Genomic DNA, 10,432 nt, shown 5'->3' on the forward strand with positions numbered 1-10,432 from the left:
CATGTCCATTGAAATTGGACATTACTATTTTTTTGTTATTAACTTGTTGAGGATGCAATAAATCATAAATTTTGTAAAAGTTTCTTGTGAAAAAAAAATGTACATAACATCTGTGTATAAAATCGCCATCTTTTATTGCTGAGGCAAAGCTATGTATATTCATGGCAACCCCCTTATCTCACAGATTCTTTGAATTTATTAACACTTGTTTTAAAATCAATATCTTTCTTAAAAATACTAGAAGTTCCACATACAAACATGGAAGAACCATAATTCTTTAAAATAGAGGCTCTTTCATTACTTACACTTCCATCCACTTCAATAATTATATCTTTATATCCATGTTCATCTAAAAATTCGCGTGTTGCTTTTACTTTTTCCATAATTCCATGGATTAATGTACTTCCTGCAAATCCAGGAACAATTAGCATAATATTAATCATATCAACGTAAGGCAGATATTTTGCAACTTCTTCTATTGTAGTGTCAGGATTTAATGCGAGTCCAAAAGCTGCTCCTTTCTGTTTAATGAAAGCAACATTTTCCATTATTCGTTCAGAGCATTCTGCATGGATTGTTACAAAATCTCCTGATCCAAAGTTGAGAGATCTAATGATTCTACTCGGCTTGTCTACAAGAAGATGGATGTCAATTGGAAGTTTTGTAAATGCTTTTATTTGATTAACAGTGTCAATTCCTAAAGTAATATTTGGAACAAACACAGAATCCATTACATCGAGATGTAAGTAATCAACACCAGCAGTTTCAAGTTCTTTTATCTGTGCACCCATATTGAGTAGATCTGCACACATTAATGAAGCAGAAATTTTATTCATATACTACCATTACCTTATTACTTAATTCATTTTTATTTTTCATTAATAAAATTCCATCAAGTAATTCTTCGAGTTTTAGTTTGTGAGTTATTAATTTCTCAAGATTAAGTTTTTTATTTTTTATAAGACTAAATATGTCAGCCCAATCATTCTTTCCATCAATTCCAAATGAAGAATTCCATGTACCATTTATAATAAGTTCTTTACGCAAAATCTGCCAAAATATTTTTTTTGAAATATGAACATCATCAACAGGATTACCCATAAAGACAACAGTACCATGTCTTATACATGCATTAAGAGCTTTTTCTATTATTATTGATGCTCCAGTTCCTTCTATTACAATATCAAAAGTGTCCTCCAATTTTTCAAAAGAAGAGGTTTTTACAGTTGTTATTATTTCTTTTATATATGTTAGTTTTTCTTCATTTCTTGCTGCAATTACAACTTCCGCAGCTCCACCTGCAATTGCAATCTGTGCAAGAATAGTTGCTATAGTACCAGAACCGGTTATTAATACTTTTTTTCCTAGTACAGTTCCACATATCTTTAATGCATGTAAAGCAACTGCACTAGGTTCAAGCATAGCTGCTTCTTCATATGATACACAATCAGGTATTTCAATAAGATTCCAAACTGGAACAGAAACATATTCTGCAAATCCACCATCACATCTTGAACCAAGATAATTATAATTTTCACAAAGCTGATAATCACCTTTTTGACAAGAAGTACATTTTCTACAAGGGATAAGTGGAAAAATAGAAACTCTTTTTCCAATCCAATTATCGTTTTCTTTAGATGCAGACTCTACAACTTCTCCAGAAAACTCATGTCCAATTATCGTTGGAAAATGATATGTCCCATTTTTTAATACTCTATCTATATCGCTTCCACAAATTCCACATGCTTTTACTTTTACAAGAACTTCATCTCTTGAGATATCTGGCTTTTTATAATCAGATTCATATTTGAGCTGATTTATCCCATATAATACTTGTGCCTTCATTTTGTTTCCTTCCTTTTTTGAATTTCTTCAAACCTTTCTAAATCAGCTGGCGTTGTTATTTTAAAATTAGCCTCATCGCCGGAAATAAACGCAATTTTCATTCCATTTCTAAAAGCAATTTCAGAACTTCCTCTTACTCTTCCTAGCTCTTCAGAAGTAAGTTTTTCATTTATTGCTAGATATCGCCCATATTTAAACGCTTCTGGCGCCTGACCACAGAACAATTTATCACGTTCTAACAATCCTGTTATTTCATGACCCGTTTCGCTTAAATAGACAGTATCTTTTACAGACAAAACAGGCATAGCTCCATCATAATTTTCACAGGCCTCAATTAAATTTTGAACAAGTTCCCTACTACAACAAGCCCTTGCAGCATCATGAATAACAACCAAATCATCGGTTAATGCATAATTTTTCAAAACGTTCAGACCATGTAAAATTGATTCCTGCCTTGATTTTCCCGCAGGTGCAAATAATATCTCCTGTTCTGAAAAAGCATTCTTACAAATGCCTTCAACAAATTCTTTCCATTCATCTGCAACAACAATTATTATTTTATTAAATAAATTAAAATCAAAACTTTTTAGAGTATAATAAAGAATTGGTTTATCACAAACTTTTAAATATTGCTTTGGAGTATCAGACCTCATACGAGAACCCACGCCTCCAGAAAGCACAATTAGATGTTTATTAATCAGATTCATAAGCCTTAAATTCCCGATTATAAGAATACCTACACAACAGTATAAAATATTCATGCTTCTGTCAATATATTCAATCCGTGAACAACTTTTACTTTTCTATCAAATCTAGTCTTCAAAAGATATATGTAGTTAATTTTTCTACCTCGCAATCGTTACATTTTTCAATGGACTACAACCGTCAACGCCGCCGGTTAGATAATATAGTCCTTCACTCTGCTCAAGAACTGCTCGGCATACTCTTTTGTTCTAAAAAACGAACCAACAAAATATTATTATATCGTAATTAAATTTAAACATCTATCTGATATCCTTAATCACCATTTCCACACGCAGAGAAACACCAGGTTCTCTGAAAAACTACTGCATTCGGTCTTTATATTGATGGTTAAAACAAGTCTTCCTTTTATTGCAGGCACAAACTTTTTTTGAAACGGAATTTATCCAAGCCACGAAAACACAGAAAGAATAAAAGGAATGAATAATACGAGTAAAAAAAGCGCTTTTCCCTTCCGAAAATAAAAAAAAACGACACGGAAAAACACAATGCAAAAAGAAGATACATTCATACTCACGGGAATCCTTGAGAAAGATGCCGAGCCCATCCTCAGCAAAGAAAAGGAGCTTGGCTGCCTGCTAACCGTGAGTAGAAGGAAGCGGAATTTTAAAGTTGAGATTTTCTCCGAACTTTCCGCCGTCCTTTACCGCCATGCCCTTAAAGGGACTTCCGTCATCATCCCAGTGCGGAAAAACATTGACGGAACTCTATCAGCGACGGTCGCTTATCCCGCTTGAGAAATCCTGTCAGACACGCCTATCCACCTCATCATGGCGACAAAAAGCTCCCTCTTCTCCAGTACGCCGAACTTTTCTTTAAGCCTTGAAAGGCCGGTCTGAATGTATGGCACGCTCTTTCCTGTGAGGGCGGCCGTCTCCTTTAAGGAAAGCCCCTCGAACACGGAGAACATCAGCTGTCTGTTAAGTTCGTTCAAAGAATCGTAATCTACGAATCTGCCCAAAGAATTCGTGCTCCGCTCGTCCTGAGCAGCCTTGGAAACATAGCGTTTTCCTCCCATGACAGTCCTTGCGCAATGCTCAAGCTCTCCGTTAGTCTCTGGGCAGAAAAGCAATGAGACATCTTCAAATTTCCGCACATGCGTAAGGAAGAGCACGCTCGGAAGCCTTTCGGCGTACATTATGATACGGCATTTTTTTGCCCGTAAGAAAAACACGGAGCTCAGTGCGGCGTTTTCCTCTGCCATGCAGCTTAGTACGACGACATCTTCGTGAGAAAAATCATTCTCGTAAAGTTCCCCGGAGCCGTAAAGCCTGAATGGAACAGAAGGAAAAAGAACCTTGAACACGGGAACATGCATCTCATATTCCGACCTTGAGAAATTTGTGAAATAAACTATATTCATATACTTATTAACGGCATATCATAAAACTCAGGTGAGGTTCGGGCAAAAGTCAGTAGGGGTTCTATCAAAAGTCAGATGAACTTCGGACAAAAGTTAGTAGGACTTCAGGCAAAAGTCAGATGAACTTTAGACAAAAGTTAGCAGGTCTTATGCCTAAAAAAAACAAAAAAAGAGGATGCCCTATTAAGGACATCCCCTGCCGGATCCAAAAGTTTTCTTAGCTTATCACGACTTTTTCAGAAAAATCTGCCGTGTATTGTATCGTGCATGGCTTAGCACTGATTCTAAAAATGTATTCACCTGGTTCAATGTCAAACGGAATCCGCGTGTCAATCCGCTTGTTCGTATTCCAAATGTAGTAATCAAGCCGCTTTTCAACACCGTCCTTTTCAAGGAAGATCCCCTGTGTTTCGTCCTTCTGGTCGAATTTAAGGTATTCGCCTAAAATACGCACCGTGTCGCCGGCCTTTATGACTTTCTCTGTGTTTCCGTCCGCGTTCTGCACCTCGTCAATCGCCGGAATCATTTTGAGTCGGTTGCTCACGCGTTCGGTTTTGGTGTTCGCCGTCACCGAGCGTAAAACCCCCATTTCCGCGAGAAAACGAAGGTTAAGCGAGTGGTCGTTGTTTTTAAGACCGGGTTGAAAAGAAGCGAGTTTGTCGTCCGTTGTTCCACCCGCCGTGACATAGAGGAGCCCCAGCGGCCCCCTCACGCTGTAGCCGAGCTGGACATAGCGGAGCACAATGGCTTTGTACACATCCATTACCCCGAAGATATCCGCCTTGGTAATGGTGGTGTTGCTCGCCGCCATCTCGTCCACAAGGTTTTCAAAGGTGATTTCCGCTTCGTTTTCAGAGCGGAAGTTGAATTTGGCCTTTGCATTGGCCGTCATGTTCTGTCGCAAAAAAATCTTAAGCATAAAGAACTCCAAAAAGTGTTTTTACGGCAAGCCTCGCAACGCGTGGCCTCTTTACTGCCGTTTAATGCTCTCAATATAAAGGCAAAAAAAGCCCTGAGAATGATTATGTTTCTAATCAGAAAAATGATATGAAATACAATCATTTTCCATCAGTCCGCAAACGCTATCTTATTTTCATGCAATCCCGGAACAAGGGAGAGCAAAAAAGAAAATCAGAAAGAGAGGTATTCGCATGGAAAGTGAGATGCTTGCGAAAATCTACGGCGAGTTCTGCTCGCTGCGTGGTGAGATGTCGGAGTTCAAGAGAAGAACTCTTGAGCGGCTTGAGGAGCTTGAAAGGAATTTCAGGCAGAGTTCAGTTGAAAGGACTGCGAGGTTGTGCCGGGCGGTGTCGGTTGCCACAGGAATCATAACGATTGCCTCTGCGGTCTTTACGGTACTGGAAAAATTCTTGAAGACAGGGGGTGCGGTATGAAAAAGGATTTCAGCATGCTATCGGACTATGCCGAGGAGCTTTTTGCCGCAGGATTTTCCCGGAAAGAAGTTTTCGAGCATATCCTGATGGAGTTCGACGGAACTCCTTATGTATGGGGCGCTCAAAGCCCAAAGGGAAGCGACTGCTCAGGCAGCGTGTGCACAGCTCTGAGCCTTGCGACAGGAAAAGCCGTGCGAGTTACGGCGGACGCTCTTTACAGGAGATTTTTCACCGAGGATGCCTTTGCCCTTTCGGACGAAAACCTTCTTTATGCAGCATTTTTCCTTGACGAGAAAGGAAAAGCTGTTCATGTCGCAGGCTGGTGTGGTGGCAAATATATGAATGTGTCGAGCGGCGAACCGAAAAAGTCGGGTACTTTTCGGACAGGGGCGGAGCTTATGCGGCTCTACCCCCACCTTAAAATGAGAAAAAGAGGTATGAGAATATGACGGAGATTGATTTTTCTTATCACACGCTCGTCAGTAATATCATCAAGAGGGTGCTGTTGCTTGCGGGTAAGCTCGCAGGCTACAAGGGCTTTGCCGTGCTTGTCGCCACGATGCTCCTGTGCCGGGACATCATTGGCGAAGCGGCATGGGCTTCGGTCGTCATCTCCGCCCTTTGCGGAGCGGTCGTTCCGAAAACATTTTCAAACAGGTGAGGTTTTCACAGGGCTAATGCTGTACAAGATAAGGGAATGATTGTAAGGCGGCTGAAGTTAAGTATTACTCCCCCAGCAAATCCAGCAGGCTCACTCCCCCCTGCCCTGTCAACCGAGCAACATCCTCTTCCTCACACTGCTCGCCCACCAGGCAGAAAGCGCCTTTTTCTATCGGCTCATCCACCGTCTTTTCAAGGAATGTGACATCATAGGTCTGGCAGGCATAAACAAGAAGGAATTTGATGTAGCTGCTTCCGTAAAGGACAAGTTTGTTTTTTCCCTGTTTTTTGGCATCTGAAACTGCCTGGCAGAAAGTTTCGTTGTATTTATTTGCAATAGCAAAGGTTCGTTTGGCGAAATTCTGGCTGCGGGCGGTGAGTTCGGCGATTCCGGCCGGGGTGATTGCATACGAGAGCTTACGAAGGTTCACATTTGTAAGCATAATCCAGCCGCGTTCTACAAAGCGTTTGATTACGGCGTTCATAAGGCCGATTGACATTCCGGCATTTTCGGCCAGTACTCGCTGGCTTGCTAAAGGATCTTCTTTTAATGTATCTGCGATATTCTGCAAGGTTGCTACATCAGTGTTCATATATTGAATAAATTAGCATAAAAAAAGTATTGTGTCAAAAATTTAAGTAAAAGTTTACAGTCAAGTATCACATACTTTACCACGAACGGTGATTCTGATCACCCTCTTTTCAAAACCTGTTTCCCATTAGATTGTTCCCAATTATTTATATCACGGAATAGGTGGGTAGATCTGAATTTACTCAAAGAATATGCAGCTCGCACAAGCTTTGAAATTTCTTCCTTACTTGTTATTCCATCATGAGCATTTACATACAGGGAAAGAGCATTACATAAATCATGTCCATTTGTAAGATTTTTATAATCTTCAGTTGCGTGACCAGCAATAAAAGCTATAAGTTTCTGACCAATATCTGGAGATTTTTCTTTATTTCCAACGGTCTGGTATAACTTTTTCACACACGAGTCTAAATCAACAGCAGAACGACCGTTGTAAATATCCCCCAAATGGGCAAAGCTCCTCACGTTCAGGCATAAATGTGCGTTAATATTATACCACTTTAAATAAGACACAATCTTTAAGTCGGCCATACAATTCTTTACACATTTGCATGATTCATCGAAAAATTCACAGCAGAGTTTTTCTTCTAAGTCCTCATCAATCAACATCATTTCAATATCATGACAGTCTGTCAGAAATAAATTCGGTAAATCATATGTCTTATTTTCCAAATGATCAAAATCAGCATCTTTTATTGCTATACAACGATTTAGATAGTTAACATTCAACTTTTCAAGAATATCAGGAATTCCATCACAAGAACCATTTTCATAAAACTGGATAGCTGATGAATCAAAAAGATAGCTATATATTTTTTTATCAGACTCACCTTCAACAATTAAGGGAAGTTTGCGGGTTACAAAGGGGCGGCAGTCCTTATCGCTACAATGCTTCTTTGCAAAGGCTATGTTGGAGAAGCGGCATGGGCTTCGGTAATAATATCCGCGCTCTGCAGTTTTATCATGCCTAAAACATTGGGAACCATAGGAGAAAAACAGAATGACAGTTATTTTTCAGAAATCAATAATCGTGCTTCTGGCACTGGCAATAAGCCTTCCGCTTCATGCAGAAAGACTATATCCGAAGGAAAGCAGAAAATCCGAGATGCTGTTGTGTCCGCAAGACGAAGAGCTGATAGCGCAGCTGGAGACGATTCTTGATGAGACAGTCAGTAAAGCACTTGATACGCAATACATGGAGCTTAATGCGAACTTCAGAAAAGAATCAGAAAAACTTTCAAGAAGCCGCTCTTTTTGGAGAAAGACAGCCGTGACGGAACTATTTATAATAGCCGGAACATTTTTCTCAGTGGGAGCGTTGTATAAATTACGAAACTGACATCTGCGTAATGGGGTGCGGTTAATTGTATCAATGCTCGCGACCCATTTACTTCTTTTGCAGTTCCTGGTACGACAAGCTTAAAATCCGCTTTCCGTCCATAAGCGTAACTTCAAAATTTATACGCTTATTCGATCTGTTCACATCCGAAATAAATCCTTCCATCCCCTTAAACAAGCCGTCAACAATCACAATCCTGTCGTTAACATCAAACCGGACATTCAGGATAGGAATAACGCTTCCATATTTGAGGAATGAGGTTACAAGCTCGGTATCTCTTGCGGACAAAGGTTTTATATCTTTATCATTGGGAAGAAAACCTATAAAGCCCTCTTCATCTTTTATATCTTGAATTCTTGAAAGGTTGTCCGTCTCCCAGAAAACATAGCCAGGAATCAACGGATCAATATACTCCTTGCCGCTTTTTAAGCGCATCTGCTTTCCGATGCAATGAAGCTTTCCGTTATGCTCATCTGGAACGGAATCAAAGAGAGGTTGTATTTTTTCTATAAATTTATTTTCAAAACCGGTTTTAACCCAAATACAGTAATAATTGCTCATTGTCTAACTCTTCACTTACTCAATACGATTTGAAATACTAACACATTTTTATGATTAAGTCAGTGAAACCGTGCAAGATTTGGCAAATAGATTCGTACACCGAGGATTCGTGTGGCGGATTATTTATTAGAAAAATATCTCCATGCCAACAAACACATTTAAAATCCACGGCACCTGATCAAACGAAATATTGTTTATTGTGGTTTCCATAGCTTTTATCTGTAACTCCTGGTCTAATGTCAGAGTTCCCTGCCTACGTTTTTCTTCAAGTTCATCTTTTAAAACAGACAAAGCAAATTTTGCCTTTGCATCCTTTATTTCGTAATCATGCTCAATTTTCTTGCAGTCATCATGAGTACAGATGGTTGCATATTTATAAGAGTCAATCACAGAAAATTTTCCGTCACCATCTACATCAACTGGATTTTGTATCCAGGAAAACAACCTCGCCAAAAAGACATTTGCAGACCATAGCCCACCTTGAATAATAGTAGAAGAACTTAAGCTGGTATGAAGTCCAGAAGCTCCGATTGCAACAATCTTACTCCTATTTAGTCCATCCGAATCTGTTTTTAAGGAAACATAATTGTATATTCCATCTTCACATTGACCAAAATACACAACAGAATTCTGTAAATTCGGCGAAGTTTTTAGAGCATTATAAAAATCATAAGGCTTAATAGGAACAATAGAATCGATACCATCTATGCTTCCATGCCCTGTAACAAAGATTACAATATTTTTATGTGTATTCTTCTTTAAAACATCAAAATACTTTTCAGTTGTAAACAGATTGTTTGGCACAGGAACATTCATAGCCGAAAATGTGGAATTAAGCAAAGAATTAGAACACCCGTCTATCAGCAATACAATATTCTCCAGAGGAACCATCTTTCCCAATAAAACATGTACGCCAAAAGCAATATCAAAAACGTGACGCTGCTCGGCATTTGACCTTGAAGGAAGGAGAAAAAGCCAGCAAGTATCTTCAGTTATTAAGCCCATTTTACTGCTACATTCTCCTGCACTATAGGCTTTGGCAGATCTGAAAACAAGAGCCTTTCTTTATAGTTAATTTTTTGGATATCGACTACAGGAACACTAACAATATTTCCCTGACTGTTTAGAAGGTATGTTTTATCTGCAACAAGGCAATAAACAGCCTCTTTTACAGGAGAATCACTCAATGTATACAAGAACCAAATGCCATTATTAACCAAATCTTTGGTTGTTCCATTTAACTGGGGCAAAACCCTTGATTCTATTTCTTTAGTTTCCATTCTTTCCCAACCTTTCCTATAGTATAAAACAAGCTAATATGTCCGTCAAATGAAAAAGTCAACTTTAGTACAGTCAGAAAATACCCTAAATTTCTAAGCAGCTAATAAAATACTGCATTTTATTTCAAAAGTTCCAACAGCAGTTGGATAAAAATATGCACCTCTGTAAAACTGAAAAACTTTGTGTCTTATTTCTGCAAATTTAGGGCTACATAATATGATGTTTTCTTTCTGGTTGTCAATATTCAAAACATGAACAATCGGAAACAGAGAATTATCGAACTTTTCAACATTACAGTACCAAACACCCCGTTTGACAGTACCATATCGCCGTTTGGTACTGTCATACGCCCCTTTTGATACTGTCAAATTTTGGACAAGGCAAAAAAAATTGGCTGCAGGACCAGCGGAAAGTCCTGCAGCCTCAATTCACCCCGGCTTAGTCGCCGCTCTGACCGTCATCAGATTTCTTGGCTACAACGGCAACCTTTTCAAAATGAAGGTCATTGAACTCATTCTTGAATTCTCTGCAACCACGGAGAACCACGCGCACATGGTTTATCGAGTTGCCAGTCACGTCCTCTTCCTTCGCCTTGCCATCAGATTTGAATGTAAGGCGGAGGATTCCGAAATTAC

Annotated in this window: 15 protein-coding genes and 1 pseudogene; 5 read left to right on the forward strand and 11 right to left on the reverse strand. The window is 39.2% G+C overall.

The features are described 5' to 3' along the window. Positions 1-173 precede the first annotated feature (173 nt). The 3 genes from Q0Q74_RS13580 to Q0Q74_RS13590 are packed head-to-tail and all read right to left on the reverse strand — an operon-like array spanning position 174 to position 2,552. Positions 174-836 carry a ribulose-phosphate 3-epimerase gene (locus tag Q0Q74_RS13580; RefSeq protein ID WP_294431700.1) on the reverse strand — a complete coding sequence of 221 codons (663 nt, stop codon included), beginning with the start codon at positions 834-836 and terminating at the stop codon, positions 174-176. Next, entirely contained in the window at positions 829-1,845 is a 1,017-nt protein-coding gene (locus Q0Q74_RS13585) for a galactitol-1-phosphate 5-dehydrogenase (RefSeq protein ID WP_294431702.1), read from the reverse strand. Before Q0Q74_RS13585 ends, Q0Q74_RS13580 begins: the two co-directional genes overlap by 8 nt. Continuing rightward, entirely contained in the window at positions 1,842-2,552 is a 711-nt protein-coding gene (locus Q0Q74_RS13590; RefSeq protein WP_294431705.1) for an IspD/TarI family cytidylyltransferase, read from the reverse strand. Before Q0Q74_RS13590 ends, Q0Q74_RS13585 begins: the two co-directional genes overlap by 4 nt. Before the next feature lie 543 nt (positions 2,553-3,095). Between Q0Q74_RS13590 and Q0Q74_RS13595 the strand changes: the two genes are divergently transcribed. Beyond that, positions 3,096-3,344 (forward strand): hypothetical protein, encoded by a 249-nt coding sequence (locus tag Q0Q74_RS13595; RefSeq protein ID WP_294431707.1) that lies wholly within the window; start codon positions 3,096-3,098, stop codon positions 3,342-3,344. On the opposite strand, the gene Q0Q74_RS13600 is transcribed toward Q0Q74_RS13595, so the two are convergent. Then, positions 3,332-3,970, reverse strand: a complete 639-nt coding sequence (locus Q0Q74_RS13600; RefSeq protein ID WP_294431710.1) for a hypothetical protein — start codon at positions 3,968-3,970, stop codon at positions 3,332-3,334. The genes Q0Q74_RS13595 and Q0Q74_RS13600 overlap by 13 nt on opposite strands. A gap of 217 nt (positions 3,971-4,187) precedes the next feature. Continuing rightward, positions 4,188-4,889 carry a DNA-binding domain-containing protein gene (locus tag Q0Q74_RS13605; RefSeq protein ID WP_294431712.1) on the reverse strand — a complete coding sequence of 234 codons (702 nt, stop codon included), beginning with the start codon at positions 4,887-4,889 and terminating at the stop codon, positions 4,188-4,190. Positions 4,890-5,121: 232 nt separating this feature from the next. Between Q0Q74_RS13605 and Q0Q74_RS13610 the strand changes: the two genes are divergently transcribed. Genes Q0Q74_RS13610 through Q0Q74_RS13620 form a run of 3 tightly spaced genes read left to right on the forward strand, consistent with a single transcriptional unit; the run spans position 5,122 to position 6,025 of the window. Further along, a complete protein-coding gene (locus tag Q0Q74_RS13610; protein WP_294431714.1) occupies positions 5,122-5,364 on the forward strand; it encodes a hypothetical protein in 243 nt (80 codons plus the stop codon). Beyond that, on the forward strand, positions 5,361-5,813 hold the full coding sequence (locus Q0Q74_RS13615; RefSeq protein WP_294431716.1) for a hypothetical protein: 453 nt from the start codon (positions 5,361-5,363) through the stop codon (positions 5,811-5,813). Before Q0Q74_RS13610 ends, Q0Q74_RS13615 begins: the two co-directional genes overlap by 4 nt. After that, positions 5,810-6,025, forward strand: coding sequence for a hypothetical protein (locus tag Q0Q74_RS13620; protein WP_294431718.1), 216 nt, complete (start codon positions 5,810-5,812; stop codon positions 6,023-6,025). The genes Q0Q74_RS13615 and Q0Q74_RS13620 overlap by 4 nt, the downstream gene beginning before the upstream one ends. A 64-nt stretch (positions 6,026-6,089) precedes the next feature. Here Q0Q74_RS13620 and Q0Q74_RS13625 read toward each other — a convergent pair whose 3' ends face one another. Both Q0Q74_RS13625 and Q0Q74_RS13630 read right to left on the reverse strand, forming a co-directional pair. Continuing rightward, the gene (locus Q0Q74_RS13625) at positions 6,090-6,617 is read right to left on the reverse strand and encodes a winged helix-turn-helix transcriptional regulator (protein ID WP_294431720.1); all 528 of its coding nucleotides are present in this window, start codon (positions 6,615-6,617) and stop codon (positions 6,090-6,092) included. Between the two features lie 98 nt (positions 6,618-6,715). Then, positions 6,716-7,627, reverse strand: a complete 912-nt coding sequence (locus Q0Q74_RS13630; protein WP_367268363.1) for a DUF4435 domain-containing protein — start codon at positions 7,625-7,627, stop codon at positions 6,716-6,718. Between Q0Q74_RS13630 and Q0Q74_RS13635 the strand changes: the two genes are divergently transcribed. Continuing rightward, positions 7,617-7,955 carry a hypothetical protein gene (locus tag Q0Q74_RS13635; RefSeq protein WP_294431723.1) on the forward strand — a complete coding sequence of 113 codons (339 nt, stop codon included), beginning with the start codon at positions 7,617-7,619 and terminating at the stop codon, positions 7,953-7,955. The genes Q0Q74_RS13630 and Q0Q74_RS13635 overlap by 11 nt on opposite strands. Positions 7,956-8,003: 48 nt before the next feature. Here Q0Q74_RS13635 and Q0Q74_RS13640 read toward each other — a convergent pair whose 3' ends face one another. From Q0Q74_RS13640 to Q0Q74_RS13655, 4 genes and pseudogenes are all read right to left on the reverse strand, one after another. Beyond that, positions 8,004-8,516 carry a transcription termination/antitermination NusG family protein gene (locus tag Q0Q74_RS13640; RefSeq protein ID WP_294431725.1) on the reverse strand — a complete coding sequence of 171 codons (513 nt, stop codon included), beginning with the start codon at positions 8,514-8,516 and terminating at the stop codon, positions 8,004-8,006. A 126-nt stretch (positions 8,517-8,642) separates the two neighbouring features. After that, positions 8,643-9,521: a hypothetical protein gene (locus Q0Q74_RS13645; RefSeq protein ID WP_294431733.1), complete on the reverse strand. Its 879-nt coding sequence runs from the start codon at positions 9,519-9,521 to the stop codon at positions 8,643-8,645. Next, complete coding sequence (locus Q0Q74_RS13650) at positions 9,512-9,796, reverse strand: hypothetical protein (RefSeq protein WP_294431734.1); 285 nt, start codon at positions 9,794-9,796, stop codon at positions 9,512-9,514. Before Q0Q74_RS13650 ends, Q0Q74_RS13645 begins: the two co-directional genes overlap by 10 nt. A 439-nt stretch (positions 9,797-10,235) precedes the next feature. Then, positions 10,236-10,432 (reverse strand): annotated as a pseudogene (locus tag Q0Q74_RS13655) (hypothetical protein); the annotation flags it as partial.

This window comes from uncultured Treponema sp., from assembly GCF_946187725.1.
In the GTDB taxonomy this organism is placed as follows: domain Bacteria; phylum Spirochaetota; class Spirochaetia; order Treponematales; family Treponemataceae; genus Treponema_D.

Bases quoted from the DNA above. Each gene is read 5' to 3' on its own strand.
- Q0Q74_RS13620 (WP_294431718.1), top strand. From the start codon at position 5,810: ATGACGGAGATTGATTTTTCTTATCACACGCTCGTCAGTAATATCATC.
- Q0Q74_RS13635 (WP_294431723.1), top strand. From the start codon at position 7,617: ATGACAGTTATTTTTCAGAAATCAATAATCGTGCTTCTGGCACTGGCA.
- Q0Q74_RS13595 (WP_294431707.1), top strand. From the start codon at position 3,096: ATGCAAAAAGAAGATACATTCATACTCACGGGAATCCTTGAGAAAGAT.
- Q0Q74_RS13605 (WP_294431712.1), bottom strand. From the start codon at position 4,889: ATGCTTAAGATTTTTTTGCGACAGAACATGACGGCCAATGCAAAGGCC.
- Q0Q74_RS13615 (WP_294431716.1), top strand. From the start codon at position 5,361: ATGAAAAAGGATTTCAGCATGCTATCGGACTATGCCGAGGAGCTTTTT.
- Q0Q74_RS13590 (WP_294431705.1), bottom strand. From the start codon at position 2,552: ATGAATCTGATTAATAAACATCTAATTGTGCTTTCTGGAGGCGTGGGT.
- Q0Q74_RS13585 (WP_294431702.1), bottom strand. From the start codon at position 1,845: ATGAAGGCACAAGTATTATATGGGATAAATCAGCTCAAATATGAATCT.
- Q0Q74_RS13610 (WP_294431714.1), top strand. From the start codon at position 5,122: ATGGAAAGTGAGATGCTTGCGAAAATCTACGGCGAGTTCTGCTCGCTG.
- Q0Q74_RS13645 (WP_294431733.1), bottom strand. From the start codon at position 9,521: ATGGGCTTAATAACTGAAGATACTTGCTGGCTTTTTCTCCTTCCTTCA.
- Q0Q74_RS13625 (WP_294431720.1), bottom strand. From the start codon at position 6,617: ATGAACACTGATGTAGCAACCTTGCAGAATATCGCAGATACATTAAAA.
- Q0Q74_RS13640 (WP_294431725.1), bottom strand. From the start codon at position 8,516: ATGAGCAATTATTACTGTATTTGGGTTAAAACCGGTTTTGAAAATAAA.
- Q0Q74_RS13650 (WP_294431734.1), bottom strand. From the start codon at position 9,796: ATGGAAACTAAAGAAATAGAATCAAGGGTTTTGCCCCAGTTAAATGGA.
- Q0Q74_RS13600 (WP_294431710.1), bottom strand. From the start codon at position 3,970: ATGAATATAGTTTATTTCACAAATTTCTCAAGGTCGGAATATGAGATG.
- Q0Q74_RS13580 (WP_294431700.1), bottom strand. From the start codon at position 836: ATGAATAAAATTTCTGCTTCATTAATGTGTGCAGATCTACTCAATATG.